We start from the raw sequence: 26,069 nt of genomic DNA, 5'->3' as shown, positions 1-26,069 counted from the left end.
GTTACGCTCCGACGCTCGCTCGCCGGCCGGCGAGCTGCTGCAGATCCTCGACGATCTGCTTCTGCGACATCACGCTCAGGTCGATCACCTCGCGCGCCTGCGCGACGTAGTACTCGAGCTGTTCGTCGCTGCGCGCGAGCGATTTCTCGAGCGCGGCCTCGATGCGCTGCAGATGCGTCAGCAGCTTGTCGTTCGATTCGCCGAACACCTGCACGGCCGTCCCGAATGCATCGCCGAGGCTCGCCACTTCGACGGCGCCGGCCGTGACCTGCGCGGCCACCGAATCGAGCTTGCGCGTTTCGGCGTCGACGGTGTCGTTGAAGCGCGCACCGACGCGGTCGAGCAGATCGGCCGACGTACTGACGAGCGCGTCGATCGCGGTACGCTGTTCGGTCGACGCGTGGTTCACCGCGCCGAGCAGCGTCTCCAGCGTCGCGAGCAGGCGGCTGCGCTCCTCGAGCATCGCGGTGTCGCGCACCATGCTGTCGGACAGGCGCTGGCGCAACTCGGCGACGACGTCGGCCGCCGCCTTCGGCGCTTCCGACGCGGCCTGCACGAGGCGCGAGATTTCGTTGATCGTGTCGCTCGCGTGCACCTGAGCCTGCGCGGTGATGCCGTTCGCGGTGCGGGTCAACGTGTCGCAGATGTCCTGCTGGCGCGCGGCGGCTTGCGCGCTCGTCCGCGCCCATTCGTCACGCAGCGCGGCGGCCATCGCCGCGAGCGAATCGTTCCACGCGGCGAGGCGTTCTTCGTCGCGTGCGGCCAGTTGCGATTGCAGGCCGGTGTGCGAATCGCGAATCGTCGTCAGCAGATCGTTCGAACGTTGTTCGAACGTCGACGCCTGTGCTGCGAGGTCGCGCGTCGTTTGTGCGAGGGCATCGCAGATTTCCTGCTGGCGGCCGGCGCTGTGCACGCCTGCGCGCTGCCATTCTTCGCCGAGCTTCGCGGCCATCGCAGTCAGCGAATCGTTCCATGCCGACAGACGTTCTTCGTCACGTGCCGCCAGTTGCGATTGCAGGCCGGTGTGCGAATCGCGAATCGTCGTCAGCAGATCGTTCGAACGTTGTTCGAACGTCGACGCCTGTGCTGCGAGGTCGCGCGTCGTTTGTGCGAGGGCATCGCAGATTTCCTGCTGGCGGCCGGCGCTGTGCACGCCTGCGCGCTGCCATTCTTCGCCGAGCTTCGCGGCCATCGCAGTAAGCGAATGGTTCCAGGCCGACAGACGTTCTTCATCGCGCGCGGCCAGTTGCGACTGCAGGCCGGTGTGCGAATCGCGAATCGTCGTCAGCAGATCGTTCGAGCGTCGTTCGAACGTCGACGCTTGTGCAGCGAGGTCGCGCGTCGTTTGCGCAAGTGCATCGCAGATTTCCTGCTGGCGGCCGGCGCTGTGCACGCCCGCGCGCTGCCATTCTTCGCCGAGCTTCGCGGCCATCGCGGCCAGCGAGTCGTTCCACGCGGCGAGGCGTTCTTCGTCGCGCGCCGCCAGTTGAGATTGCAGCCCCGCATGCGACTCCTGCATCGCGGCGAGCGTCGCGGCCGAATGGCGTTCGAACGTCGCGGCGGCTTCATCCAGCGCGCGCGCATGCTGGCCGGCCAGCGTCTCGCCGACCTGCTCCTGACGCGCCAGCGCGTCGCGCCATGCGGCCGACAGGCGGCCCTCGGTCGATTCGAGGCGCGTCGCGACGCCATCGAGCAGATCCGACGAACGCTGCGCGAACGTGTCGGTGAACTGGCCGAGCGTCGTCTGCAACTGCTGCGCGACCGCGTTGCCCGCCTGACGTTGCTCGTCGATCGCGCGGTTCCAGACGGCCGTCACGTTGCCGGTGGTCTTCTCGAAGCCGTTCGTCAGCCCGTCGAGCTGACGCTGCACCGCGCCCGTTACGGTGTCGCGCAGCGCGGCCATCTCCTGCGCGAGCCCCGTCATCGTCGCGGCGACGACCGGCTGCAACGCGGCGCCGGCCACACGCGCGCTTTCGGCCGCGCTTTCCTTCAGCGCGTCGCCGACGTTCGACGCCAGGCCAGCATACGCCCGCTCGGTCCGGTCGAAAAACGCCTGCTGGCTTTCGAGCTGACGATCGTGCAACGCGACGCTGCGCGCCTCGAGCGTCGTCATCATCGTCTGCAGCCGGTCGACCAGCGCCGGCATCACGTCGGCCTGGCGCTGCAGCAGCCGGAACGATTCGTCGCGCTGGTGCGCGGACGAATGCACGCGCAGCGTCGTCGCAATCTTCGCATCGAGCTGCTGGGCCGCGTCGATCCGCTCGCGGCGCACGAGCGCGGACAACAGCCCGAGCATCGCGGACGTCGCGACGCCGGCGATCGACGTGCCGAACGCGAACCCGAGCCCCTTCACCGGCGCGATCAGCGACGCGCGGATCGCATCGAGATCGGTCGCGCTTTCGAGCGCGGCGCCCGTGCCCTTCAGCGTGACGACCATCCCGAGCAGCGTGCCGAGCATGCCGAGCAGCACCAGCAGGCCGACGAGGTAAGGCGTGAGCGCCGGGCCCGGCAGCGCGACGCGCGCGCCTTCGACCCGGGCGCGCACCGCGCCGCGCAGGCCCGGATGCAGCATGTCGAGCCACGTGTCGAGCTTCGCGGGCGGTTCGGTCAGGCCGGCGACCGCGTGCGACAGCGTGGCGGTCGCCTGCCGGTAGCGCAGCAGCTCCCATGCGCCGGCAACGTAGCACGCGCCGATCAGCAGCGTGACGGCCGCCGCCAGCGGGTTCGACGCGACATAGCCGGCACCGATCCAGCCCACAGCGAGCAGACCGGCGACGAAGACAACGAGATCAAGGCGAATTCTGGACATAGCGTGTTGATTAGCAGGTGCGAAGGGCCGCGAGCAGCCCGTCTACCGTTTGAAACCGGACTTCGAGTTCGGCAAGCAGGATGCTGTGCATCTCGTCGCGAAACGTATCGAGCCATGCGCCGGGCACGATCGCCGCGACGGCCGGGGTGTCGGCCACCGCGCCTTCGTCGGCCGGAGCGGACGCGTCGGTGGTATCGGGCGCCCCGGCGGCCGCGGCTTCTGCCTCCGCCAGCGCCTGCCGCTCCGCGTCGCGCAGCCGCGCGAAGCGCGTGCCGAGCAGCGCGGGCACGGCCGACAGCAGGCTGCGCTCGCGCGCGCCGAGCACGCGCTCCATGATCGTGTCGAGCGTCGCGAGTCGCGCCATCCCGGACGAGCGCGCGGCGAGCGCGACGCGCAGGCGGCCGCGCAACTGGCCGATCGCCGTTTCCATGTCCTGTTGCAGGGTCAGATAACGTTGGCGAAAGTCCGCGAAATCGGCCGTGTCGGCGGCCGGCGGCGGCAGGTCGCCCGGCCGGCGCCGCGCCCGCGGCCGGTTGGTGGCAGCGATCGCCTGCGCGAGGTCGTGGCGCACGCGCGCGCAGTCGCGCTCGGCGTCGTAGCCGCGCACGCCGGCCGCGACGCCGGGCGGGCTCGCATTCAGCGCGGACGACAGCGTGATCGCGTCGGTCCAGCCGAGCCACTGGCTCAGCCGGTCGGACAGCGTCTGCCGGGATTCCGCGACGTCGGCATCGGCCAGGCGCGCGAGCAGCCGGACGAGCGTCGGACCGCTCAACGCCGGGCGCGGAGATGCTTGCACCATGCTGCAAACCGTCAAAAAAGGCAGCAGTTTACACGTCGTCGGGCGGTCGACCGCCAGAATCGGGGAAGCGGCGCGGTTCGGCGTGCCGCGCGATACACGGGAACGCCCGTCGCGCAAGGCTCGGCGGGCGGCGGTGAGAAGGTGGGAAGCACGGTCGGCGGCGGCCGGCGAGCGGTCGCGCCATCGGGAAGTCATGCGTCACGTGTTTGCAGTGCCGGCCCGCCATGAACGATGAACGGGCCGAGCCGCGGCGACGGGTGCGGGCGTTCCGCACGCCGCGCCTGACCCTGGCCCAACGATGAACCGGTAATCATGGCATTCGGGACGCCGACGCGCGCTCGGGCGAGCGGCCCGGGCGGGCCGGCCGGTTCCCGCCGCTGACCGGCGACGGCATGGCCGTCGCCGCCACGTGCCGATAAAGAAGCGCTCAGATCCCCGCTTTCGGCGCATTGAGGATCAGCCGCAGCCCGAGCAGCGTGATCGCGCCGGCCGCGATGCGGTCGACCCACCTTTTCGCGCGCAGGTAGAGTTCGCGCGGCCGGCGCGTCGAGAAGCACAGCGCGACGAGCGTGTACCAGCCGAATTCGACCGCGAACACGAGCGGCGGCAGCACGAGGTAGCACCACAGCGGCGGATGCTGCGGAAGCAGCGCCGCGAAGATGCTGCCGTACCAGATCGCCGTCTTCGGGTTGCTGAGCTGGGTCGTAAGGCCGGTCCAGAACGACTTGCGCGCGCTGCCGTCCGCCATCGCCTGCGGACCGTCCATCGCGATCGGCCGGTCGGCGCCGCGCCAAATCTTCGACGCCATGTAGATCAGGTACACGCCGCCCGCGACCTTGAGGCCCACATACAGCCATTCGACGGCCTGCAGCAGCGTGTAGAGCCCGGCGAGCGCGACGCCGCCGAACACGATGCCGCCGATCCCCATGCCGAGCGCGGTGGCGAGCCCGTCGCGGCGCGACAGCCCGATCGAATTCCGGGCCACCAGCACGAAGCTCGGGCCCGGAATCATTGCGCCGAGGAACAGCGCAGCCAGGATGGCGAGTACGGCAGCCGATGCGGTCATCGAAGTCTCCTTGGTCAGCGACGCCACTGCGCCGGCGCCTGCGTGTCGTTTCCGACGGTCGAGCGGTCGATTCTGGCACGCCTCGCGCATGGCCGAAAGCGGCCGTGCGCTGCTATGCTGGCCCTCTTTCCCGTCATCCCGCGCCGCCCCATGATCGAGATCCGCGCCGCCCGCTATCCCGACGACGACGCCGTCGTCGAAGCGATCTTTCGCGAGTCCATCGCGAGCCCGACCGTCAGCCTCGCCCTCGCGGACGACGGACCCGACATTCCCGCGCCGGGCGCCGAGCTTCCCGGGCGCAATGCGTAACGGCGCACGGCTCAATCCCTTTCCTCTTTCGACCAAACCGCCCGCCATGCGCGCTCTTCGCCTTTCCGCCCTGCTCCCGCTGCTCGCCGCCCTCTCGTTCGGCGCCCGCGCCGACACCCTGCCGAAATCGATCGCCGCGCAACTCCCACCCGGCTACCAGCCGCTGCTCGCGCAAGCCGGCCCCGATCTCGACAACGGGCGGCACAGCTTTCTCGTCGTCGTGCACCGCGCGGTCGACACGCGCGACCAGCCGTCGCCGCGCCCGCTGCTGATCTACGAGGAACAGGCCGACCACACGTATCGGCTCGCCACGCGCAACGACCAGGTCGTGCTGCGCGCGAACGAAGGCGGCCAGTGCGACCCTTTCGATCCTGAAGATGCCGCCGACAACGGCTTGTCGGTGAAAGGCCGCTATTTCACCGTGCAGAACATCGTCGCGTGCGGGCAGCACTGGACCGACTACGTCACGTTCCGCTACGACCCGCGCACGCATGGCTGGCTGTTTTCGAGCCAGATCGTCACCGAATCGTTTCCGCTCGATGACCAGCCCGACCACGTCACCGTCACGCGCGCCGACGCGCACCGGCCGGTGTCGTTCGAGCAGTGGCAGCGCAAGGACTAGACGCTGCACGCCGCGCCGCCCGCGGCAGTGCCGTTTTTCAACGCGACGCACCGTCCGCCCGCCGCTCGCCGCGCCCGGCCAACAGGTCTACCATAGGCGCTCGTCGCCCGCGCGACCACCGGCACGGCATGCGGCTTGCGCCGGCCTCTTTCCTCGTTGCCCCCGCACAGGAGGACGTCATGACGCAACACTTCGACGCGATCGTCATCGGCACCGGCCAGGCCGGGCCGCCGCTCGCCGCACGGCTCGCCGGCGCCGGCATGAAAGTCGCGATCGTCGAGCGCGGCCGCTTCGGCGGCACCTGCGTAAACACCGGCTGCATCCCGACCAAGACGCTGATCGCAAGCGCGTACGCCGCGCAACTTGCACGACGCGCCGGCGAATACGGCGTGTCGGTCGGCGGCCCCGTCACCGTCGACATGAAAGCTGTGAAGGCGCGCAAGGACCAGATCTCGGGACGCTCGAACCACGGCGTCGAGCAATGGGTGCGCGGCCTCGACAACACGACCGTCTTTCAGGGTCATGCCCGCTTCGAACGCGCGAACGCGGTGCGCGTGGGCGATGACGTGCTCGAAGCCGAACGCATCTTCATCAACGTCGGCGGACGCGCACAGGTGCCCGCGATGCCGGGCCTCGACTCGGTGCCGTACCTGACCAATTCGACGATGATGGACGTCGACTTCCTGCCCGACCACCTCGTGATCGTCGGCGGCAGCTACGTCGGGCTCGAATTCGGGCAGATGTACCGCCGCTTCGGCTCGAAGGTCACGATCGTCGAGAAAGGTTCGCGCCTGATTCGCCGCGAGGACGAAGACGTGTCGCAGGCGGTGCGCGAGATCCTCGAAAAGGAAGGCATCGACGTGCAACTCGACGCGAACTGCCTGAGCGCACGCCGCGACGGCGACAGCATCGTCGTCGGCCTCGACTGCGCGGGCGGCGGCCGCGAGGTCGCGGGCTCGCACCTGCTGCTCGCGGTCGGGCGCGTGCCGAACACCGACGATCTGGGGCTCGACCGCGCGGGCATCGACACCGACGCACGCGGCTACATCACCGTCGACGAGCAGTTGCGCACGAACGTGCCAGGCGTCTGGGCGCTCGGCGACTGCAACGGGCGCGGCGCGTTCACGCACACCGCGTACAACGACTACGAGATCGTCGCGGCGAACCTGCTCGACGACGATCCGCGCAAGGTGTCCGACCGCATCATGGCGTATGCGATGTACATCGATCCGCCGCTCGGCCGCGTCGGCATGACGCTCGCGGAAGCGAAGCAGACGGGCCGCCGGCTGCTGGTCGGCACGCGCCCGATGACGCGCGTCGGCCGGGCGGTCGAGAAGGGCGAGAGCCAGGGCTTCATGAAGGTGATCGTCGACGCGGACAACCACGCGATCCTCGGCGCATCGATCCTCGGCGTGACCGGCGACGAGGTCGTGCACGGGATCCTCGACGTGATGGCCGCCGGCGCGCCGTACACGACGATCAGCCGCGCGATGCATATCCACCCCACCGTGTCGGAGCTGCTGCCGACACTGCTGCAGGATCTGCATCCGGTCGAGTGACGCACGGCAGGCGGGCGACCGCGACGTGGAGGGTGTTCGTCACGGCCCGAGCCGCCCGTCAGCTTTCGAAATACCGCGGCCGGTCGATATCGGCCAGCAGTCGCGGCTGCGTCGGCGCCCAGTCGAGCGATGCCCGCGTGCGCTCGCTGGTTGCGGGCGCATCCATTCCCGCAAACATCGCGAACCAGCCGAAGTGCTCGCCGGCTTCCGCCCCCGACTTCGCGACGACCGGCACGTTCAGCCGCCGGCCGATCACCTCCGCGATCTCGCGGAACGGCACGCCCGTATCGTCGACCGCGTGATAGCGCGCGCCGGCCGCACCACGTTCGATCGCGAGCCGGTACACGCGCGCCGCGTCGAGCCGGTGCACGGCCGGCCAGCGGTTCGCGCCGTCGCCGACGAACGCCGATGCGCCCTTCTCCCTCGCGAACGCGATCAGGCGCGGCACGAAGCCGTGATCGCCGTCGCCGTGCACGGACGGCGGCAGGCGCACGACCGACGCATGCACGCCGCGCGCTTCGAGCGCGACCGCTGTCGCCTCCGACGCACGCGGATAGTGCGCCGACACCGGCACGTGGGGATCGTCCTCCGTCGCCGCGCGGCCGGGCGCGACGAGCGCGAGGCCGGACGTGACGACGAGCGGCCTCGCCGAGCCGGCGAGCACCGCGCCGATCGTCTCGATCGCGCGGCGGTCGAGTTCGCAGTTCTGCGCGAAGCGCGAGAAATCGTGATTGAATCCCGTGTGGATCACCGCGTCGGCGGCTTCGGCGCCGCGCGTCAGGCTGTCGAGATCCTCCAGCGATCCGCGATGGACGTCGGCGCCGGCTGCGGCAACCGCCGCCGCGGCCGCATCGGACCGCGCGAGCCCGAGCACCGAGTGCCCGTTGGCAACGAGTTCGGCGACGACGGCCGAGCCGACGAATCCCGACGCTCCCGTAACAAAGACACGCATGTTCAGCACCTCCGGATGAAATGGAGGCCTACTATCTGCCGATGGCCGCTCGCGGTGAAGTCGTGACGGTTTACGAGTAAACGAACTAACAGGATATGGCTGACGCCCCCGACAACCTGCTCGGCGCGTACCTGCGGGACCGCCGCGAGAAACTCGACCCGGCCGCGCTCGGGCTGCCGGCCACGCGCCGCCGCACGCCGGGCCTGCGGCGCGAGGAAGTCGCGCAGCGCGCGCACGTGAGCGCCGCGTGGTACACGTGGCTCGAACAGGGGCGCGGCGGCGCACCGTCGGCCGACGTGCTCGACCGGCTCGCCCGCGCGCTGATGCTCAACGACGCCGAACGCGAACACCTGTTCCTGATCGGCGTCGGCCATCCGCCCGAGGTGCGTTATCACGCGCCGGCCAGCGTAACGCCGCGCCTGCGGCACGTGCTCGATTCGCTCGACGCGAGCCCCGCGATCATCCGCACCGCGACGTGGGACGTCGCCGCGTGGAACGACGCGGCGGCCGCGACGCTGACCGACTACGCGACGCTGCCGCCGGCCGCGCGCAACATCCTGCGGCTGATCTTCGTCGACGCGGGCGTGCGTTACGCGCAGCCGAACTGGGAGCGCGTCGCGCGGTTCGCGGTCGGCGCGTTTCGCGCGGACGTCGCGCGCAGCGGCGCGACGCAGAGCGTGCAGGCGTTCGTCGACGAGATGCGCGCGACTAGCGCCGAATTCGACGCGATGTGGCGCGACCACGCTATCCGTACGCACGACGAAGGCACGAAGGAGATTCGCCATCCGCAAGCCGGCCGAATCGCGCTCGAATATTCGGCGTTCTCGGTCACCGGCAGCCCGGACCTGAGCCTCGTGATCTTCACGCCGGTGACGCCGGCCGACCGTGCGCGGATCCGCGAACTCGTCGCGGCCCGCGAACGGGCCCGCGCGGTGCAAGCGCCGGCTGTGTAACCTTACGCGGCTTTCTCGGGAGCCTGATTCGGGACGACACGTATCGGCGGATCGCGAAACAAATCTCGTCGTTCGCTATCACCACTCACGAACACGCGCGAAAAACGCAAAGGGGCGTCGCGCACGAATGCGCGACGCCCCTTGTTCGTTCACGGAAACGTACCGACTATGCGACGCGCTGCAGCAAGTCCGTCGCGAAAGATTTCGCATGCGCGACGGCTTCCTGCGCGTCGCCGAATACGCCGAGTTCATCCCAGTGCTCCTCGGCCGCGTAGGTGCCTTTCACGGCGAGCGCCCGCTGGACGCTCAATTGCGCCGCGTAGCGGCCGTCGTCCAGCGGCCGGGCCGTCGCGACGACCCGGTGCGGCGGGCTGGCCCGCTCCGGCTGAACCAGCTCGACAGGGCCGCTGACCGTGCCGACATTCATCAACTCGTTTCGGGTGTTGCAATCCGGGCAGTAGAAGCACCAGCCCGCGCCCTCCTGATGGTGCCTGACCTGCCCGCGAGCCAGCACGGCACGGCATTCGACGTTTTCGCAGATGAACGGCATCGCAGTCTCCGGAGTTGTTTGACGGAAATCCTAGCATGTCCGCCGACGGTCAACCATCGGCATCCGCATGATTGCCGTGCCGGCGGTTTCGGTTCGTTACGCATGCCGGGCGCGGTAAGCGCCGCCGCGTTTCGCTGCGCTGCAAAATCGGTTCTTTTCCCGGATCGGGCAGCCGCATCCGGGACCGCGCACCGGATCATGCCCCTGCGCGGATCGCGCGTGTCGCCGAGATCGGCGTGCGTCCGACCGCGACGCTCGCGGGTTAGCCGATGGCGGCGCGCGGGCGCGAGGCCGCCCACGATAAACTGACGGCCCGACACCGAACCGAGAGAAGCTCCATGTTGATCCGCGTTGCGACCCTGGCCGACGCCGTCCCGCTTGCCGAATTGAAACGCGATACGTTTCGCGAAACCTTTCTGCAGGACGGATTCGGCATCGACTACCCGCCGGACGATCTGGCCGAATACGAAGCCCGTGCCTATTCGGTGGCAGCGATCACCGGGCAGCTCGGCGACCCGCAGTGCCGCACGTGGGTCGCGCAAGGCGACGACGGCACGCTGGTCGGGTATGCGCACGCGGGGCCGTGCAAGCTGCCGCACCCGGAAGTGGCGAACGGGTCGGGAGAGGTCCATCAAATCTATCTTCGACGCGGCACCCAGGGAACCGGCGCCGGGCGGGCCTTGTTCGACGCCGCGCTCGCGTATCTCGCCGAAACGCGCCCTGGTCCGGTATGGCTGGGCGTGTGGTCGGGCAACGCGAAGGCCATCGCGTTCTACGAGAAGGCAGACTTCAAGCGTGTCGGTACGTACGATTTCAAGGTCGGCGAATCGACCGACCTGGAGTTCATCTACCGCCGCTGATCGTCGCTTCCTGTCGGCATCGCCTCGGCGCGGCGCAAACGAATATCGTGGATCGATGACGGTGTAAACGTCGTTTTTCCGTCGTTTCCAGTCAAACGACACAAAGCGAGGGTTCCCTGTAAAATCCGCCATTCCGGGTCTCTCGATCAATTGGTTCGGCATGCATCGCATTGGATTCTTCGTTTGCAGCGGCTACGACGCGCTCGATCTGGGCGGCCCGCTGTCGGCCTTCAATCAGGTGAGCACGGCCGCCGGCCACACGCCCTACGATCTTCACGTCATCTCGCCGTCCGGCGGCCCGATTCCCGGCAATACCGGCCTGTCGATCGACACGAAGCCGATCGGGCGACGCGCGTTCGACACCGTCGTGTTCGTCGGCGGCAATATCGCGCCGATGCAGACACCGGACAATATCTCCGCCGCCAGCAAACTCGCCGCCAAGGCGTCGCGCGTGGCAAGCGTGTGTACGGGCGCATTTCTGCTGGCGGAAACCGGTTCGCTGGACGGGTTGAGAGCGGCAACGCACTGGCGCTACGCCGCGCAATTGCAGTCGCGCTTTCCTCGCACGCGGGTCGACGGCGACAGTATCTATGTCGTCGACGGCCGCGTCTGGACGTCAGCGGGCATCGCGTCCGGCATTGACCTCGCGCTCGGCATGATCGAACGGGACATGAGCGCGGAGATCGCGCGCGAGGTCTCGCGGCTGCTGGTGGTTCCGTATCGTCGGCCCGGCGGGCAGTCGCAGTTCTCCGCGATGTCGCAGATGGAGCCGGAATCGGATCGCATCCGCATCGCGCTGAATTTCGCCCGGGAACATCTGGCGGAGGCGTTGCCGGTCGAGCGGCTCGCCGATGCGGCCAGCTTGAGTGTGCGGCAGTTCGGGCGCGCCTTTCGCCGGGAAACCGGTGAAACACCGGCGAGGGCCGTCGAGCGCTTGCGCGTCGAAGCCGCGAGGCTGCGCCTGCAGGGCGGCAGCGAACCGATCGAGCAGATTGCGCTGGCGGTCGGCTTCACCGATCCGGAGCGGATGCGCCGAGCCTTCATCAAGCTGCTCGGACACCCGCCGCAAGCGGTTCGACGCGAGAGCCGGTCGAACGCAGCGCGCTGATCGACCGCGCACCGATCGGCGCGCTGCGGGGTCGACGTCTCGCTAACGGATGATTGGCGCGCGCGTAGCATGACTACGCGGCGCGCCATTTCGCCGGACGTCGATGTCCGTCAATCCTTGACGGGCGGGTAAGCGTTCCACATGTCGCGATGCAGCTTCCACGTGCCGTGCTGCTTCATGAAAACAAGCGTCTGCTTCGCGCGGACCTTGAGCTTGCCGTCACCGTCGCGAACCTCCGCATCCGATACCTCCGTCACGACCCGTTCATTACCGTAGAACTCATAGTTGCTGAACGAGACGGTGCCGGGCTTCGATCCCGCATATCCGCTCGTGAAGTAGTCGGCGATCGCGCGGCGTCCGATGACTTTGTCGCCGCCCGGCGGCAAGAGCGCGCCGTCGTCGGTATAGAGGCGGCCGATCGCGTCGTAGTCGCCTCGCGAGAACGCATCTGCCCAGCGCGCGTTTTCGGCCTTGATGGCCGCTTCGGGCAGACGTTGCGCACCACCGGCGACAGCCGGCGCCGTGAACGCAAAAAAGGACACGCACGCTGCAAGCGCAGCCGTACAAAGATGAATCTGTCGCATCGAGTGATTTCCGGATCGGGTGTGAATTGAAGAGGCGGCGACCCTGCACGCGTCGCCGGCAAGCGTGTCAGCGAACGCCGGGAACGCGTGCAAGTCCCTTTGATGCGCCGGGCAGCTTCTTGTCGACCATCGCGACGAGTTCGGGCCGTGCATCTCTCGGATGACCCGAATGGAACGGCGGATCGGGATCGTATTCGACGACGAGCTGCGTGTATTCGGCCGCCTGCCGGCCGCGCAGCTTCTCCGCCACGCGCAGCGCGAAGTCGATGCCCGCCGTCACGCCGCCGCCGCTCATGAAGCGGCCGTCGTCGTCTTCGACGAAGCGATCGGGAACGGGAATCGCGCCGTATTCGGCCAGCTTGTTGACGAACGCCCAATGGCACGCGCTGCGCTTGCCGTTGAGCACGCCCGTCGCGGCGAGCACGAGCGAGCCGTTGCACACCGACGTCACGTGCTTGGCGCTTTCCGCGAGACGTCGGATCTGCGCCTGATACGCCGGACGCATCGGCGCCGACAAATCGGAACCGCCGGGCACGAGGATCACGTCGGTCTTGTCGATATCGGCCAGCCGTTCGGTCTTGCCGTACACGACGCCGAATTCGAGCGTCACGTTGCCGCCATCGAGGCTCGCGTAGCGAACGTTCGTATTCGGCAGCCGGTGGAAAATCTCGCTGGGGCCCGCGAAGTCGAGCAGCGTGCCGCCGTCGTAGTTGACGATCAGGATGTTGAGCGGCTCGTTCGGCGCAAGCAGCCCGACGTTGCCCGTCGGTGCAGGCGCAGGCGTGGCGTGCCCGAGCAACGCGCCGCCGCCGAGCACGGCGCCGAGCGTGGCGGCGCCGCCGAACTTCAGGGCATCGCGGCGCGAACGGCCTGCCCGCGTGAGTTGCCTGGCAGAGGCATGGTTATCGCTACTGTCGGTCAAGATGATTGCTCCTTGCACTTCGGCCCATGGGTAAGCGCACCACGCCGGGCCAGGTCGAATAATCGCCACGGCGAATCGCGTGGCGGACGTGAAATCGGGGATGGGGATGAACCGGGGTGACGTGCCGGGCGCGGGCAGCGCGAAGCGCCGGCTCAAAGCTGCGACGCACCGCCATCGACGACCAGCTCGGTGCCGACGACGTACGACGATTCGTCGCTGGCAAGATAAAGCGCCGCATACGCGATATCGTCGGCCATGCCCATGCGGCCCGCCGGAATCGCTTGCGCGAATTCGGCCTTGCGCTCGCGCACCCAGTCGTCGGGCTTGCCCCACTTGGCGAGCAGCGGCGTATCGATCGGGCCGGGCGCGATTGCGTTGAAACGGATTTTCCGGTCGAGAAATTCGTACGACCAGCTGCGGGCCAGCGATCGCACGGCCGCCTTCGCCGCCGCGGTCAACGAAATGCCATGCTTGCCGGTCTGATCGACGAACGAGGTATTGAGGATCACCGACGAACCTTCGCGCAAGTACGGCAGCGCCGCTTGAAGCGTGAATACCACGCCCTTGACGTTGACGTCCATGATGTCGTTATAGAGCGTGTCGTCGATGTCGTCGACGGCGGACGGGAAAGCCCAGCCCGCGTTGGCGAACACGATGTCCAAGCCGCCGAACGTCTCGTCGACCTCGGCGGCAATCGCGCGCATGTCGTCGAGCGAACGCACGTCGCCCTTCAGCACGAGCGCGTGCTCGCCGAGCTCCGCCTTCACGCGCTCGAATACGGCCTCGTCGCGCCCCGTCACCGCGACGCGCGCGCCTTCCGCAATGAACCGCTTCGCGGTGGCCAAGCCGATGCCGCTGGTACCGCCCGTGATCAACGCCGATTTGTTGCCGAGTCTCATCTTCCGTTCCTTTTCATGTCGTGAGTACCAGGCCGGATACGCGACACGCGATGGCGTGTGCGTGCGTGTTCCGGCTTGATCGTTCACGTCAAGTATGGAGCGGGAGGCAAATGTCGCAAAGGTCGTATAACCCTCGAAAAGCGCCATTCGCTTCATTCAGTCCGAGCCGGCAAGCGACGCCGTAAAAAAAACAAAAGCGCGCAGGTCCACTGGACCCTGCGCGCCTCGATCGAACGTGAATGGCTTGCGCAAGCAAGCCGACGAAACGGCAACGCGTAACGCCGCTATGCGGTTTTCCCCGCTAGCCCGTGCATCGGCCGCCGCAACGCGGCGTCGAACGGATTCGTGCGCGGGCCGATCGCGTCGGCCTGCCGCCGCAGCAGTTCGACGACCATCGGCATGCGGTCGTCGCCGAGCCGCGACGCGAGCGTGCCGACGCTCAGCGCGCCGACCGGATAACCGGTGCGATCGAGGATCGGCACCGCGACGCCGGCCATCCCGTCGAGCACGCCGCTATTGCGGCCCGCGTAGCCGAGTTGCCGCACGCGTTCGATTTCGGTGCGCAGGTACACCTCGTCGAGTACGCCGTAGCCGCGGATGCGCGGCACGTTGAAGCGGATCACTTCCTCGCGCTCGGCCTCCGGCAGGAACGCGAGGATCGCGAGGCTGCCCTGCCCGACGCCGAGCGCGATGCGCCCGCCGATGTCACCGGTAAACGAGCGGATCGGAAACGGCCCTTCGCACAGGTCGAGGCACACGGCGTCGAAGCCGCTCTTCACGAGCAGGAAGATGGTTTCACCGAGGCTCGCGCACAGCCGCAGCAGCGCGGGCCGGCACAGCGTGCGCATGCTGCTCGGGTTGCCGGCCAGCGCGGCGAGCGCGAAGAAGTCGACGCTCAGCCGGTACAGCTTCGACTGCTCGTCCTGTTCGACCATCCCTTCGGCGATCAGCGATTGCAGGATCCGGTGCGCGGTGCCCTGCGTGAGGCCGACGGCCTTCGCGAGATGCGTGACGCGCACGCCGTCCTGCTGCATGCCGGCCAGCGCGCGCAGGATCGCGAACGCGCGTTGAAGCATGCCGGTGCCCGGCGCGCCGGCCGTATCGGCCGGGTCGACGGCGGCCTCGTCCAGGCACGGCGTACGTGCCGCCGGCGACGTTCCGGTCGAATGGGGTTCCTGCATGCCGGCTCTCCTCGACGATTTCATTGAACGGAATACGATAGCCGCCATTGTCGTCCGGCCGAAAATCCGCGGGCATCCGGGTGTGCACGGGATTGACGCGTGCGTTTCGCGGGTCGGCCGCCCTTCATCCAACGGAACGATTCGCAGGCACTTTTCCCGTCCGTTCCATTGAATGGAATTTTTCGGAAATTCCTCCCGTTCAGCAGAATTCCAAATTGACGCTCCGAAATATGGCTGGCTAGAGTCCGCGTCATCGGCGCACCGGCCATGCGGTGTGCGAACCCGGAGCTCCCCATGTCGTTTCTCACGCTTACGGATCTGACGAAAACCTTCGGCGAACTCACCGCCGTCGCGGACGTCAACCTGTCGGTCGAGCAAGGCGAATTCGTGTCGCTGCTCGGGCCGTCCGGCTGCGGCAAGACCACCACGCTGCAGATGATCGCCGGCTTCGTCGACGTCACGCGCGGCCGCATCGCGCTCGACGGGCAGGACATCACGCACCTGAAGCCGAACCGCCGCGGGCTCGGCATCGTGTTCCAGAGCTATGCGCTGTTTCCGCACATGAGCGTCGCGGAGAACGTCGGCTTCGGCCTCGACATGCGCGGCGTCGACAAGGCCGAGCGCGCCGAACGCATCCGCGCGGCGCTGGCGCTGGTGCGCCTCGACGCGCTCGCGCACCGTTTTCCGCGCGAACTGTCGGGCGGCCAGCGGCAGCGCGTGGCAATCGCGCGCGCGGTCGTGATCGAGCCGCCGGTGCTGCTGCTCGACGAACCGATGTCGAACCTCGACGCGAAGCTGCGCGAGGAGATGCAGTTCGAACTGCGCGCGATCCAGCGCAAGATCGGCACGACGACGATCATGGTCACGCACGATCAGTCGGAAGCGCTGTCGATCAGCGACCGCGTGGTCGTGATGGAAGCCGGCCGCATCACGCAGACCGATACGCCGTACCGCGCGTACGAACGCCCGGAGAATCATTTCGTGTCGCAGTTCATCGGCAAGGCGAACCTGCTGCCCGGCACGATCGTCGCGCACGACGGCGACGCGATCCGCATCGACCTCGGGCACGATCTCGCCGAGACCGGCCGCACCGCGCACCTGCCGCCGCGCGAGCGCGACATCCGCGTCGGCGATGCAGTGTCGGTTTGCATCCGTCCCGAGAAGCTGCGGCTGTGCGCGCCCAACGCCGGCCGCTTCGCCGCGACCGTCACGAGCCGCTTCTTCCTCGGCAGCCAGTGGCTTTACCGCGTCGACAGCGCGCTCGGCGAAGTGCTCGTGTGCTGCCAGAACGAAGGCGCGGAGCCGCTCGCGGAAGGCGCGCCGGTCGGCATCGACTGGCACAGCGACGCCGTGCGCGTGATGCGTCGGGAGGCGTGAATGGGACAGCCTTCCCGCCCGCTCTCGACCGACCGCGCACCGGCCGGGCTCGCGCAGTCGGCCGCGGTGTCAAACGATGCCGTGCCTGCACGCGCCACCGCCGCGCACCCGATGCGCGCGACGTGGCGCGCCCACGCGCCGCTGTGGCTGATGTGCGCGCCCGCCTTCGCGCTGTTCGCCGCGCTCGTGCTCGTGCCGCTCGCGATGACGTTCGTGCTGACGTTCTACCGCTTCGACCCGGCCACCGGCCCGATCGCCGCGTTCCAGTTCGGCAACTACGTGGACGTGCTCGGCTCGTCGTACTTCCACACGATCTTCGCGCGCACGTTCGGAATCGCCGCCCTGACGACCGCGATCTGCGTCGCGATCGGCACGCCGGAAGCGTACGTGCTGTCGAAGATGCGCGACCCGTGGCGTTCGCTGTTCCTGCTCGCGATCCTCGCGCCGTTGCTCGTCTCGGTCGTCGTGCGCGCGTTCGGCTGGAGCATGCTGCTGAACACGAGCGGCCTCGTGAACCAGGCGCTCGGGCTCGTCGGCCTCGGGCCGTACAAGCTCGAATACACGACGTTCGCGATCGTGATCGCGCTGGTGCACGTGATGCTGCCGTTCATGGTGATTCCGGTGTGGACCGCGCTGCAGCGGCTCGATCCGCAGACGGAACACGCGGCGCTGTCGCTCGGCGCGTCGCCGTTCACGACGCTGCGCCGCATCGTCGTGCCGCAACTGATGCCGGGCGTGCTGTCGGGCAGCCTGATGGTGTTCGGGCTGTCGGCAAGCGCGTTCGCGATTCCGGGCCTGCTCGGCGGACGCCGGCTGAAGGTCGCGGCCACGGCCGTCTACGACGAATTCCTCGGCTCGCTGAACTGGCCGCTCGGCGCGACGATCGCGGTGCTGCTGCTCGCCGCCAACCTCGTCGTGATGCTCACCTACTACCGCGTGCTCGAACGCCGCTACGCGCGCAGCCTCGGAGGCGCAACGCGATGAGAAAGAACGGCCCCTTCGCCCTTGCGTTCCACACGCTCGTGATCCTGTTCGTGCTCGCGCCGCTCGTGATCGTCGTGCTCGTCGCGTTCACGCCCGACGAAACGCTGACGCTGCCGACCCACGGCGTGTCGCTGCGCTGGTTCCGCGCGATCCTCGACTATCCCGACTTCGTCACCGCGTTCTTCAACAGCGTGAAGCTCGCGTTCGCATCGGCCACGCTGTCGCTCGCGATCGCGTTGCCGGCCGGCCTCGCGATCGGCCGCGCGACGTTTCCCGGCCGCGCGTTCCTGAACGGGTTGCTGTTGTCGCCGCTCGTGATTCCCGGCCTCGTGCTCGGCATCGCGTTGCTGCGCTTTTTCGCGCTGATCGGCGCGACCGGCTCGTTCGCGTGGCTGGTGCTCGCGCACATGATCGTCATCACGCCGTTCGTGATGCGGCTCGTGCTCGCGTCCGTCGCGGGCCTCGACCGCAGCATCGAGCAAGCCGCGTGCTCGCTCGGCGCGGACCCGTGGACGACCTTCCGCCGTATCACGCTGCCGATGATCGTACCCGGCATCACCGGCGGCTGGCTGCTCGCGTTCATCAACAGCTTCGACGAGCTGACGATGTCGATCTTCGTCACGTCGCCGCAGACGGTCACGCTGCCCGTGCGCATGTACATGTACGCGACCGAATCGATCGACCCGATGATGGCGTCGGTGTCGGCGCTCGTCATCTTCATCACCGCCGGCGCGATGCTGCTGCTCGATCGCGTGTACGGCCTGAACCGCATCCTGATCGGCCAACATTGATGACGACTCCCGTTTCCCGTTCCACCGGCATCGCAGACGACGGCGCGCAGTTCGTGCGCGTCGCCGAACGCGAACGCGCCGCCGTCGCGTTCACGCTCGACGGCCGCCCCGCGCACGCGCTGGCCGGCGACACCGTGCTCACCGCGATCCTCGTCGCGCAGCGTCGCGTGCGCGTCAGCGAATTCAGCGGTCAGCCGCGCGCCGGGTTCTGCCTGATCGGCGCATGCCAGGACTGCTGGGTGCGCACCGAAGCCGGCGCACGGCTGCGCGCATGCTCGACGCCGATCGCCGAAGGCATGCGGATTCTCACGTCCGCGCGGCCGATCACGCCCGGAGACGCAGCGTGAGCGCCGCACTGCAACCGGTGATCATCGGCGCGGGGCCGGCCGGCGTGCGCGCGGCCGAGGCGCTGGTCGACGCCGGGCTGCGCCCGGTCGTGATCGACGAGAACGCGCGCTGGGGCGGACAGATCTATCGTCAACCGCCGGCCGATGCCGCATTCGTGCGCGGCAAGCGCGTGCTGTACGGCTTCGAGGCCGCGAAGGCCGACGCCGTGCACCGGACGATGGCCGCGCTGCTGCCGCACGTCGACTATCGGCCGAACACGCTCGCGTGGTCGTGCGGCGCGGGCCGCGTCGACACGTTGCAGGATGGCCGCGAGGTGACGGTGCCGTACTCGCACCTGATCGTCGCGAGCGGCGCGACCGACCGCATGCTGCCCGTGCCGGGCTGGACGCTCGCGGGCGTCTATACGCTCGGCGGCGCGCAGGTCGCGCTGAAGGCGCAGGGCTGCGCGATCGGCCGGCGCATCGTGTTCGCGGGCACGGGGCCGCTGCTTTACCTCGTCGCTTATCAGTATGCAAAGGCCGGCGCGCACGTCGCGGCCGTGCTCGACACGAGCCCGCTGCGCCGCCAGGCCGCCGCCGCGCCCGCGCTGCTGCGCATGCCGTCGATCTTCGCGAAAGGGCTCTACTACAACGGCTGGCTGCGCGCGCATGGTGTCGCGATCGAAACGGGCGTCACGCTCGAGCGCGTGCTCGGCGATCAGCACGTGACAGGGCTCGCATGGCGCGCCGCCGGCGACGACGCGCAGTCCGCGCCGCCGCGCATGCTCGATTGCGATGCGCTCGGTCTCGGCTTCGGCCTGCGTGCCGAAACGCAACTCGCCGATCTCGCCGGCTGCCGGTTCCAATTCGACCCGCTCAATCGCGCGTGGCTGCCCGAACGCGACGCGGCCGGCCGCACGTCGGTACGTGGCTTCTACGTCGCCGGCGACGGCGCGGGCATCGCGGGCGCCGATGCGGCCGAGGCATCGGGCCGACGCGCGGCGCTCGCGCTGCTAGACGATGCCGGCATCGCGTCGCTCGCGCCGTCCGACAAACCCGACGCGACGGTGCTCGACCACACGCTCGCGCGCATCGGCGCATTCCGCGCGGGCCTCGAGGCGGCGTTCGCGCCGCCGGCCGAACAGGCTGCCCGCTGCCCCGACGACACGATCGTGTGCCGCTGCGAGGAAATCGACGCGGGCACGCTGCGCCGCTGCGTGCGCGACGGCGCGGCGACCGAATTGAACCGGCTGAAAGCGCTGACGCGCGTCGGCATGGGCCGCTGCCAAGGCCGCATGTGCGGCGACGCGGCCGCGCTCGTGCTGGCCGCCGCAACCGGCCGGCCGCTCGCCGACGTCGGCCGGTTGCGTGCGCAACCACCCGTGAAGCCGTTCCCGATCTCGGCCGCGCTCGCGGGCGACGACGTCGCGGCGATTCCCGACGAGGCGCGCGATGAGTGACATCCGGCATTACGACGTCGCGATCGTCGGCGGCGGCCTCGTCGGCGCGTCGGCCGCGCTCGCGCTCGCGCACCGCGGGCTGCGCATCGGGCTGTTCGAGCGGCGCGACTGCGGCGCGCAGGCGAGCGGCGTGAACTACGGCGGCGTGCGCTGTCAGGGCCGCCCGGCCGAGCAATTGCCGCTCGCGCTGCGTGCACGGCGTATCTGGGATCGCCTGCCCGAGCTGATCGGCATCGACGGCGAATTCGTCGTGTCCGGCCACTTGCGGCTCGCACGCAGCGACGCCGATCTCGACGCGCTCGACGCGTACGCCGCGCTCGCCGGCGAACACGGCTTGCCGCTGCGGGTGATGCGTGGCGACGCGTTCCGTCGCCGCTACCCGTGGCTGGGCCGCGCGGCGCTCGGCGGCTCGCTGTGCGAGACCGACGGCCATGCGAACCCGCGCCTCGTGTCGCCCGCGTTCGCGCGCGCGGCCCGCGCGGCGGGCGCGGACGTGTTCGAGCACACCGCCGTCGATGAGGTTCATCACGACGACACGCGTTTTCACTTGCAGGCGGGCGGCCGCGCGCACACCGCGACGTGGCTGATCAATTCGGCCGGCGCATGGGCGAACACGATCGCCGAACGCTTCGGCGAAGCCGTACCGATGGAGCCGATCTACCCGAACATGTGGGTGACCGAGCCGCTGCCGCCGTTCATCGCGCACAACCTCGGCGTGTACGGCGGCGGCGTGTACGCGCGCCAGGTCGCGCGCGGCAACTGCGTGATCGGCGGCGGTCGCGGCCGCGGCGACGGCGAATTCGGCCAGCCGTCGGTCGACACGACGCGCGCGGTGATGCGCGATGCATGCGCGCTGTTGCCCGCGCTGCGCGACGCACTGCTGATCCGCACGTGGAGCGGCGTCGAAGGCTGCACGCCCGACCACAACCCGATCATCGGCGCGAGCCGCACCACGCCGAACCTGCTGCACGCGTTCGGTTTTTCCGGCGGCGGCTTCCTGCTCGCGCCAGGCGTCGGCGACGTGCTCGCCGATCTCGTCACCACCGGTGAAACCGCCACCCCACTCGATGCATTCTCGATCGGCCGCTTCTTCCGCGAAGCCGCGCCGACCGCCCCTTTCCGTCAAGAGGAAATCCAAAGATGAAACTGCTCGGAACGATCGCGGCGGCCGCCGCCCTCTGCGTCGCAGGCGCCCACACGCCCGTGTTCGCGCAAACGAAGACGATCTACGTCGGCATGAACGGCGGGCCGATGGAAAAGGCCTATACGAGCCAGGTGCTGCCCGACTTCGAGAAGGCGAACAACGTGAAGGTGGTGATCGTGCCCGGCACGTCGTCGGACGTGCTCGCGAAGCTGCTTGCGAACCGCAACAAGCCGCAGATCCACGTCGCGTTCCTCGACGACGGCGTGATGGCGCGCGCGGTGAGCCTGGGCGTATGCCAGAAGCTCGACGATTCGCCGGTGCTCAAGGAGCTGTACCCGTTCGCGCGGATGAAGGACGACGTCGGCGCGGGCGTGCAGCTCGGGATGACCGGCATCGCGTACAACAAGAAGCTGTTCGCCGAGAAGGGCTGGGCGCCGCCGACGTCGTGGATGGATTTCGCCGATCCGAAATACAAGGGCAAGGTCGTATTCCAGTCGGCGTCGAGCAGCACGTTCGGGCTGCACGGCTTCCTCGCGATCAACCGGCTGCTCGGCGGCAACGAACAGAACGTCGAGCCCGGCTTCAGCAAGTGGGCGAGCACGGTCGGGCCGAACGTCGTCGAGTACATCCCGAACTCGGCGAAGATCTCCGAGATGGTGCAGACCGGCGAGGCCGGCCTGTTCCCGCTGACGCCGACCGGCGTCGGCGACCTGCAGGACAAGGGCATCCCCGTCGCGTATGCGAACCCGAAGGAAGGCCCGGTGCTGCTGCTCGTCGACCTGTGCGTGGTCGCGAACAATCCCGATCCGCAACTCGCGCAGAAGCTCGCGCAGTTCCTGCTGTCCGCGCCCGCGCAGACGAAGGCGGCCGAGGCCGGCAAGCAGATTCCGACCAACCGCCTCGCGAAGATGCCGGCCGCGATGCAACAGAGCCTCGGCAACGTCGATGATCTGGTGCGCAAGGTGACGGTGGTCGACTGGACCGCGATCAACGCGCGCCGTGCACAGTGGGATACGCGCTGGAACCGGCAGATCGAGCGGTAAGGGGCACTGGCGCGCGCTGCCACGGCGCCCCGAGAAGGTTGACCATCATTTGCCGGAGTGATGACACTCCCCTTTTTCTGCGGATTTGACCAGGGAGCGGCGGGCCGACAACACTAGCCCGCAGTGCTGCAACAGACGGCACGCGCCCGCCTCCCCTCAGAGTCCGCCATGTACCCGACCGACACCGTGCAATCCCCGAGCGCCGTCCGGCCGCTCGCCGACCGGCAGCTACGCCGGATCGTCATCGCCTCCGTCGCCGGCAACGCGATGGAATGGTATGACTTCTTCGTGTACGGCACGGCCGCCGCGCTGGTGTTCGGCCACGTGTTCTTCCCGCCCGGCGCCTCGCCGCTCGCCGGCAGCCTCGCGGCGTTCGCGGCATTCGCGCTCGGCTTCGTCGCGCGGCCGCTCGGCGGGATCGTGTTCGGCCACGTCGGCGATCGCTACGGGCGCAAGGCATCGCTCGTATGGACGCTGCTGATCATGGGCGCATCGACCTTCGCGATCGGCCTGCTGCCGACCTATGCGCAGGTCGGCCTGTGGGCGCCGGCCGCGCTCGTCGTGCTGCGCCTGCTGCAGGGCATCGCGTCCGGCGGCGAATGGGGCGGCGGCGTGCTGATGATCAGCGAGAACGCGCCGCCCGAGCAGCGCGGCTACTACGCGGCGTGGAGCCAGCTCGGCGTGGGCGGCGGCTTCGTGCTGTCGTCGGCCGCGTTTCTCGCCGCGCAGGCGCTGCCGGACGACGTGTTCCGCACGTGGGGCTGGCGGCTGCCTTTCCTCGCGAGTATCGTCATTTTCGCGATCGGCATCTATATCCGCCGCCATCTGCCGGAAAGCCGCGACTTCGAGCAGGCCGGCAAGCGCGGCACACACACGCACTTGCCGATCGTCGAGTGCATCCGCCGCCATCCGAAGGAAATCCTGCTCGCGATGGGGCTGCGCGTGGCCGAGAACGGCGGCGCGTACATCTTCCTCGCGTTCTCGCTCGTCTACGGCAAATACGTCGGGATTCCGAACGGCACGATGCTGACCGGCGTGATGATCGCGATGATCGTCGAGATGGGTGCGATGCTCGCCTGGGGCCGTCTGTCCGATCGGATCGGCCGCAAGCCCGTGTACCTGATCGGCGCGCTGAGCCTCGTCGCATGCGCGTTTCCGTTCTTCTGGCTGCTCGACACGCGCGTGACGCCGCTCGTGTGGCTCGCGCTGACGGTCGGCACGGCGGTGAGCCACGGTGCGATGATCGGTACGCTGCCCGCGCTCGTCGGCGAGCTGTTCAGCACCGAGGTGCGTTATTCGGGCGTCGCGCTGGGCCACGAAGTCGCGTCGATCTTCGCGGGCGGGATGTCGCCGTTGATCGCGACCGCGCTGCTCGCGCGCTATCACGCGTCGTGGCCGGTGTCGCTGTTCCTCATTGCGCTCGGCCTCGTCACGATCGCGACGCTGTGCGTGATGCGCGAGACGCGCATCACGCCCGCCGACGATTCGCGCCGCGACCCGGCATGACCGCGCGACGCTCAGCGCCCGGCGTCGCGCCGCGCGCTGTCGAACGCCGGCGCGAGCCCGAGATGGTCGAGCAGCCGCGCGAATTCGCCGAGCCGCTGGCGCATGTACGCGGGCACGTCGACCGCCGCATAGTCGTGGAAGCCGGCGCCCGTGCGCACGCCGTCACGCCCGGCTTCCATGTTGCGCACGACGCTCGCGGCCGGTGCGAAGCGCGGGCCGATCTCGCCGGCCAGGTACCGCGACGCGTAGTACAGGATGTCGCAGCCGCCCCAGTCGATGAATTCGAGCAGCCCGAGCACCGCGAAGCGCGGGCCGAAACCGGTGCGGATCGCGGTGTCGATGTCCTCCGCGCTGGCCACGCCTTCCTCGACCATCCGCGCGGCCTCGTTCATCGCGAGCGCCTGGATGCGCGGCACGATGTAGCCGGGCGCGGGCCCGCAGATCACCGGCTTCTTGCCCACCCGTTCGAGCAGCGCGGCGAGCGCGTCGACGACGGCCTGATCGGTCGCATCGCTGCGGCTGACCTCGACGAGCGGCATCAGCAGCGCGGGGTTCAGCCAGTGCGCGTTCAGCATGCGTGCCGGGTGCGCAACGTGGCGCTGCAATTCGGTGACAACGAACGTCGACGTGGTCGACGCGATCGTTGCGTGCGCATCGACATGCTCGCCGAGCCAGCGCAGCGCGTCGGCCTTCGCATCGAACACTTCGGGCAGCGCTTCGAACACGATATCGGCATCGCGCACCGCGTCGGCCGCGCCGTCCCGTGCCACGAGGGCGATGCGCGCGACGACGGCATCCGCCTGCGCGGCATCGATGCGGCCGAGCGTGACCTGCGCATGCAGCGGCCGGGCGATCTCGTCGCGCGTGCGTTCGTCGAATGCGCGCCTGCCGGCCGCATCGCGCGGCTTGAAGTCGATCAGCGTCACGTCGAGGCCCGCGAACGCGAACACGAGCGCGATGCCCTGCCCCATGCGTCCCGCGCCGAGCACGTGGATGCGCGTCACATCGTCGGCCGCCTTCATGCCGCATACCCCGTATCGAGCAGCGCGCGCAGCGCGTCTTTCGACAACGCCGCGAGCCCGAGCCGCTCCAGCGTGCGGCCTTCCGCATACAGATCACGCACCGCGACCGCGCTCGCGACGCTCAGCAGCCCCTGCGCGACGGGCGTGGGCACGCCGGCCCAGCGCCCGCACGACACGACGAACGACAGCCCGAGCCGGGTGTCCTCGAGCATGTAGCGATGCGCGCGCAAATCGATCTTCTCGCGCCAGTCGCCGCTATCGGTCAGCTTGCCGTGCGCGCCGCGGCCGTACATCCATTCGTCGCCGTCGGTCGCGTAGTGATCGGCCAGCGGAAAATGCGGCGCGCGATAGCCGAGCGCTTCGCGCACCGCGATCCGTTCTGCGTCGAGCGCGTTCGTCACGCGGCGAATCGACGGCTGCGTGCCTTCGTTGTGGATGTCCCATGCGTCGAAGTGTTCGAGCGGCCCGGCGTTCATCAGGATCAGCGGCGGGTGGATCACCGGGCCCGCGTTCATCAGCGCGCCGGACAACGCATCCTCGACCGGCTCGACCGACGGATAGCCCGCGCGCAGCACGTCGAACGCCCAGCCGCCCGCGTTCGCCGGCCACACGCCGGTCGGCAGGCGTGTCGCGTATGCGCTGATCACGACGTCGTTGTCGCGATGCTTGCGCACCAGGTACGGCAGCGTGCCCGTTTCGGCGAACGCGACGCGCGAGCGGTTGCCGGCGTCGGCCGCCGCGCGGGCGAACACGGCGCTGCCGAACGTGCCGGGCGGCAGGAACACGACCTGGCCGTCCTCCAGCAGCGGCGCGACCTGCGCGGCGAGTGCGTCGTGCGACGTGGCCGGCAGCGGCACCACGACGAGCCGCGCGCCGTGCAGCGCGGCGGCGAGATCGTCGGCCAGGCGGATCGCACCCGGCGCATCGCCGAGCGGCACCGCCCGCTTGCCGCGATAGTCCGTCACGTTCAGCACGCCAAGCGCGCGCAGCTGCGCATGCGGCTCGCGATCGCGTCGCCACCACGTCACGTCGTGGCCTTTTTCGAGCAGGTCGATGGCCGCCGCATGGCAGCCGTGGCCACCGCCCAGAACACATACCTTCATCGTCTTCTCCTGGTGATCGAGTACGTCCGAGACTACACGGTTGCCTGCGCCGCGTCGCTTCAAAACGCGCAACGACGCGCCGGTTCGCGCAACGCAATCGCGGCGCGGCGCAGGCCGCATCGCCCCCGCATCCGCTACGA

General features: G+C 69.0%; 25 protein-coding genes and 1 pseudogene. 15 read left to right on the top strand and 11 right to left on the bottom strand.

Annotated elements, in window-relative coordinates:
• Position 1: 1 nt before the first annotated feature.
• On the bottom strand, positions 2-2,809 hold the full coding sequence (locus tag QZM72_RS07425) for a DUF802 domain-containing protein (RefSeq protein ID WP_089469140.1): 2,808 nt from the start codon (positions 2,807-2,809) through the stop codon (positions 2-4).
• A 10-nt stretch (positions 2,810-2,819) separates the two neighbouring features.
• On the bottom strand, positions 2,820-3,608 hold the full coding sequence (locus QZM72_RS07420) for a DUF3348 domain-containing protein (RefSeq protein WP_301737707.1): 789 nt from the start codon (positions 3,606-3,608) through the stop codon (positions 2,820-2,822).
• Between QZM72_RS07420 and QZM72_RS07415 the strand changes: the two genes are divergently transcribed.
• Positions 3,607-3,843 carry a hypothetical protein gene (locus QZM72_RS07415; protein ID WP_301737706.1) on the top strand — a complete coding sequence of 79 codons (237 nt, stop codon included), beginning with the start codon at positions 3,607-3,609 and terminating at the stop codon, positions 3,841-3,843. The two genes, QZM72_RS07420 and QZM72_RS07415, sit on opposite strands and share 2 nt — an antisense overlap.
• Before the next feature lie 192 nt (positions 3,844-4,035).
• Here QZM72_RS07415 and QZM72_RS07410 read toward each other — a convergent pair whose 3' ends face one another.
• Positions 4,036-4,674: a LysE family translocator gene (locus QZM72_RS07410; RefSeq protein WP_301737705.1), complete on the bottom strand. Its 639-nt coding sequence runs from the start codon at positions 4,672-4,674 to the stop codon at positions 4,036-4,038.
• A gap of 150 nt (positions 4,675-4,824) precedes the next feature.
• Here QZM72_RS07410 and QZM72_RS35605 point away from each other — a divergent pair.
• From QZM72_RS35605 to QZM72_RS07395, 3 genes and pseudogenes are all read left to right on the top strand, one after another.
• Positions 4,825-4,917 (top strand): annotated as a pseudogene (locus QZM72_RS35605) (GNAT family N-acetyltransferase); the annotation flags it as partial.
• Between the two features lie 112 nt (positions 4,918-5,029).
• Positions 5,030-5,605, top strand: a complete 576-nt coding sequence (locus QZM72_RS07400; protein WP_301737703.1) for a hypothetical protein — start codon at positions 5,030-5,032, stop codon at positions 5,603-5,605.
• Positions 5,606-5,784: 179 nt separating this feature from the next.
• Positions 5,785-7,164: an FAD-containing oxidoreductase gene (locus QZM72_RS07395; protein ID WP_301737702.1), complete on the top strand. Its 1,380-nt coding sequence runs from the start codon at positions 5,785-5,787 to the stop codon at positions 7,162-7,164.
• Positions 7,165-7,222: 58 nt separating this feature from the next.
• Here QZM72_RS07395 and QZM72_RS07390 read toward each other — a convergent pair whose 3' ends face one another.
• Positions 7,223-8,116, bottom strand: a complete 894-nt coding sequence (locus tag QZM72_RS07390) for an SDR family oxidoreductase (protein WP_089469435.1) — start codon at positions 8,114-8,116, stop codon at positions 7,223-7,225.
• A gap of 95 nt (positions 8,117-8,211) precedes the next feature.
• On the opposite strand from QZM72_RS07390, the gene QZM72_RS07385 reads away from it, so the two are divergent.
• Positions 8,212-9,069: a helix-turn-helix transcriptional regulator gene (locus QZM72_RS07385; RefSeq protein ID WP_301737701.1), complete on the top strand. Its 858-nt coding sequence runs from the start codon at positions 8,212-8,214 to the stop codon at positions 9,067-9,069.
• A gap of 166 nt (positions 9,070-9,235) precedes the next feature.
• Here the strand turns inward: QZM72_RS07385 and QZM72_RS07380 are convergent, their stop codons facing one another.
• Positions 9,236-9,619: a hypothetical protein gene (locus QZM72_RS07380; protein WP_301737700.1), complete on the bottom strand. Its 384-nt coding sequence runs from the start codon at positions 9,617-9,619 to the stop codon at positions 9,236-9,238.
• 338 nt (positions 9,620-9,957) lie between these two features.
• Between QZM72_RS07380 and QZM72_RS07375 the strand changes: the two genes are divergently transcribed.
• Together QZM72_RS07375 and QZM72_RS07370 are read left to right on the top strand one after the other, a co-directional pair.
• Positions 9,958-10,479 carry a GNAT family N-acetyltransferase gene (locus QZM72_RS07375; RefSeq protein WP_301737699.1) on the top strand — a complete coding sequence of 174 codons (522 nt, stop codon included), beginning with the start codon at positions 9,958-9,960 and terminating at the stop codon, positions 10,477-10,479.
• Between the two features lie 160 nt (positions 10,480-10,639).
• Positions 10,640-11,587, top strand: a complete 948-nt coding sequence (locus QZM72_RS07370) for a GlxA family transcriptional regulator (protein WP_301737698.1) — start codon at positions 10,640-10,642, stop codon at positions 11,585-11,587.
• Between the two features lie 110 nt (positions 11,588-11,697).
• Here QZM72_RS07370 and QZM72_RS07365 read toward each other — a convergent pair whose 3' ends face one another.
• The 4 genes from QZM72_RS07365 to QZM72_RS07350 all read right to left on the bottom strand — a co-directional run bounded on the left by QZM72_RS07365 (position 11,698) and on the right by QZM72_RS07350 (position 15,173).
• Positions 11,698-12,171 (bottom strand): SgcJ/EcaC family oxidoreductase, encoded by a 474-nt coding sequence (locus QZM72_RS07365; protein WP_301737725.1) that lies wholly within the window; start codon positions 12,169-12,171, stop codon positions 11,698-11,700.
• 67 nt (positions 12,172-12,238) lie between these two features.
• Complete coding sequence (locus QZM72_RS07360) at positions 12,239-13,093, bottom strand: DJ-1/PfpI family protein (RefSeq protein ID WP_301737697.1); 855 nt, start codon at positions 13,091-13,093, stop codon at positions 12,239-12,241.
• Positions 13,094-13,245: 152 nt separating this feature from the next.
• A complete protein-coding gene (locus QZM72_RS07355) occupies positions 13,246-13,992 on the bottom strand; it encodes an SDR family oxidoreductase (RefSeq protein ID WP_301737696.1) in 747 nt (248 codons plus the stop codon).
• Between the two features lie 284 nt (positions 13,993-14,276).
• A complete protein-coding gene (locus tag QZM72_RS07350; protein WP_301737695.1) occupies positions 14,277-15,173 on the bottom strand; it encodes an IclR family transcriptional regulator in 897 nt (298 codons plus the stop codon).
• Between the two features lie 294 nt (positions 15,174-15,467).
• Between QZM72_RS07350 and QZM72_RS07345 the strand changes: the two genes are divergently transcribed.
• From QZM72_RS07345 to QZM72_RS07310, 8 genes are all read left to right on the top strand, one after another.
• Entirely contained in the window at positions 15,468-16,550 is a 1,083-nt protein-coding gene (locus tag QZM72_RS07345; RefSeq protein WP_301737694.1) for an ABC transporter ATP-binding protein, read from the top strand.
• The gene (locus QZM72_RS07340) at positions 16,551-17,534 is read left to right on the top strand and encodes an ABC transporter permease (RefSeq protein ID WP_301737693.1); all 984 of its coding nucleotides are present in this window, start codon (positions 16,551-16,553) and stop codon (positions 17,532-17,534) included.
• On the top strand, positions 17,531-18,325 hold the full coding sequence (locus QZM72_RS07335) for an ABC transporter permease (protein ID WP_301737692.1): 795 nt from the start codon (positions 17,531-17,533) through the stop codon (positions 18,323-18,325). The genes QZM72_RS07340 and QZM72_RS07335 overlap by 4 nt, the downstream gene beginning before the upstream one ends.
• On the top strand, positions 18,325-18,672 hold the full coding sequence (locus QZM72_RS07330; RefSeq protein WP_301737691.1) for a (2Fe-2S)-binding protein: 348 nt from the start codon (positions 18,325-18,327) through the stop codon (positions 18,670-18,672). The genes QZM72_RS07335 and QZM72_RS07330 overlap by 1 nt, the downstream gene beginning before the upstream one ends.
• Positions 18,669-20,111: an NAD(P)/FAD-dependent oxidoreductase gene (locus QZM72_RS07325; protein WP_301737690.1), complete on the top strand. Its 1,443-nt coding sequence runs from the start codon at positions 18,669-18,671 to the stop codon at positions 20,109-20,111. Before QZM72_RS07330 ends, QZM72_RS07325 begins: the two co-directional genes overlap by 4 nt.
• Positions 20,104-21,255, top strand: coding sequence for an FAD-binding oxidoreductase (locus QZM72_RS07320; RefSeq protein WP_301737689.1), 1,152 nt, complete (start codon positions 20,104-20,106; stop codon positions 21,253-21,255). The genes QZM72_RS07325 and QZM72_RS07320 overlap by 8 nt, the downstream gene beginning before the upstream one ends.
• A complete protein-coding gene (locus tag QZM72_RS07315; RefSeq protein ID WP_301737688.1) occupies positions 21,252-22,298 on the top strand; it encodes an ABC transporter substrate-binding protein in 1,047 nt (348 codons plus the stop codon). Before QZM72_RS07320 ends, QZM72_RS07315 begins: the two co-directional genes overlap by 4 nt.
• 168 nt (positions 22,299-22,466) lie before the next feature.
• Complete coding sequence (locus QZM72_RS07310) at positions 22,467-23,804, top strand: MFS transporter (RefSeq protein WP_301737687.1); 1,338 nt, start codon at positions 22,467-22,469, stop codon at positions 23,802-23,804.
• A gap of 11 nt (positions 23,805-23,815) precedes the next feature.
• Here the strand turns inward: QZM72_RS07310 and QZM72_RS07305 are convergent, their stop codons facing one another.
• Together QZM72_RS07305 and QZM72_RS07300 are read right to left on the bottom strand one after the other, a co-directional pair.
• Positions 23,816-24,826, bottom strand: a complete 1,011-nt coding sequence (locus tag QZM72_RS07305; protein ID WP_301737686.1) for a 3-hydroxybutyryl-CoA dehydrogenase — start codon at positions 24,824-24,826, stop codon at positions 23,816-23,818.
• Positions 24,823-25,929, bottom strand: a complete 1,107-nt coding sequence (locus QZM72_RS07300) for an NAD/NADP-dependent octopine/nopaline dehydrogenase family protein (RefSeq protein ID WP_089469434.1) — start codon at positions 25,927-25,929, stop codon at positions 24,823-24,825. Before QZM72_RS07300 ends, QZM72_RS07305 begins: the two co-directional genes overlap by 4 nt.
• Positions 25,930-26,069 lie beyond the last annotated feature (140 nt).

This window comes from Burkholderia sp. AU45388 (genome assembly GCF_030481585.1).
In the GTDB taxonomy this organism is placed as follows: Bacteria; Pseudomonadota; Gammaproteobacteria; order Burkholderiales; family Burkholderiaceae; genus Burkholderia; species Burkholderia sola.
Note: the sequence above shows the minus strand (reverse complement) of the source record. Positions and strands in the feature narration are given on the sequence as shown.

Coding starts and splice junctions, on each gene's coding strand:
- QZM72_RS07425 (WP_089469140.1), bottom strand. CDS start 2,809: ATGTCCAGAATTCGCCTTGATCTCGTTGTCTTCGTCGCCGGTCTGCTC.
- QZM72_RS07415 (WP_301737706.1), top strand. CDS start 3,607: ATGCTGCAAACCGTCAAAAAAGGCAGCAGTTTACACGTCGTCGGGCGG.
- QZM72_RS07420 (WP_301737707.1), bottom strand. CDS start 3,608: ATGGTGCAAGCATCTCCGCGCCCGGCGTTGAGCGGTCCGACGCTCGTC.
- QZM72_RS07410 (WP_301737705.1), bottom strand. CDS start 4,674: ATGACCGCATCGGCTGCCGTACTCGCCATCCTGGCTGCGCTGTTCCTC.
- QZM72_RS07400 (WP_301737703.1), top strand. CDS start 5,030: ATGCGCGCTCTTCGCCTTTCCGCCCTGCTCCCGCTGCTCGCCGCCCTC.
- QZM72_RS07395 (WP_301737702.1), top strand. CDS start 5,785: ATGACGCAACACTTCGACGCGATCGTCATCGGCACCGGCCAGGCCGGG.
- QZM72_RS07390 (WP_089469435.1), bottom strand. CDS start 8,116: ATGCGTGTCTTTGTTACGGGAGCGTCGGGATTCGTCGGCTCGGCCGTC.
- QZM72_RS07385 (WP_301737701.1), top strand. CDS start 8,212: ATGGCTGACGCCCCCGACAACCTGCTCGGCGCGTACCTGCGGGACCGC.
- QZM72_RS07380 (WP_301737700.1), bottom strand. CDS start 9,619: ATGCCGTTCATCTGCGAAAACGTCGAATGCCGTGCCGTGCTGGCTCGC.
- QZM72_RS07375 (WP_301737699.1), top strand. CDS start 9,958: ATGTTGATCCGCGTTGCGACCCTGGCCGACGCCGTCCCGCTTGCCGAA.
- QZM72_RS07370 (WP_301737698.1), top strand. CDS start 10,640: ATGCATCGCATTGGATTCTTCGTTTGCAGCGGCTACGACGCGCTCGAT.
- QZM72_RS07365 (WP_301737725.1), bottom strand. CDS start 12,171: ATGCGACAGATTCATCTTTGTACGGCTGCGCTTGCAGCGTGCGTGTCC.
- QZM72_RS07355 (WP_301737696.1), bottom strand. CDS start 13,992: ATGAGACTCGGCAACAAATCGGCGTTGATCACGGGCGGTACCAGCGGC.
- QZM72_RS07350 (WP_301737695.1), bottom strand. CDS start 15,173: ATGCAGGAACCCCATTCGACCGGAACGTCGCCGGCGGCACGTACGCCG.
- QZM72_RS07345 (WP_301737694.1), top strand. CDS start 15,468: ATGTCGTTTCTCACGCTTACGGATCTGACGAAAACCTTCGGCGAACTC.
- QZM72_RS07340 (WP_301737693.1), top strand. CDS start 16,551: ATGGGACAGCCTTCCCGCCCGCTCTCGACCGACCGCGCACCGGCCGGG.
- QZM72_RS07335 (WP_301737692.1), top strand. CDS start 17,531: ATGAGAAAGAACGGCCCCTTCGCCCTTGCGTTCCACACGCTCGTGATC.
- QZM72_RS07330 (WP_301737691.1), top strand. CDS start 18,325: ATGACGACTCCCGTTTCCCGTTCCACCGGCATCGCAGACGACGGCGCG.
- QZM72_RS07320 (WP_301737689.1), top strand. CDS start 20,104: ATGAGTGACATCCGGCATTACGACGTCGCGATCGTCGGCGGCGGCCTC.
- QZM72_RS07315 (WP_301737688.1), top strand. CDS start 21,252: ATGAAACTGCTCGGAACGATCGCGGCGGCCGCCGCCCTCTGCGTCGCA.
- QZM72_RS07310 (WP_301737687.1), top strand. CDS start 22,467: ATGTACCCGACCGACACCGTGCAATCCCCGAGCGCCGTCCGGCCGCTC.
- QZM72_RS07305 (WP_301737686.1), bottom strand. CDS start 24,826: ATGAAGGCGGCCGACGATGTGACGCGCATCCACGTGCTCGGCGCGGGA.
- QZM72_RS07300 (WP_089469434.1), bottom strand. CDS start 25,929: ATGAAGGTATGTGTTCTGGGCGGTGGCCACGGCTGCCATGCGGCGGCC.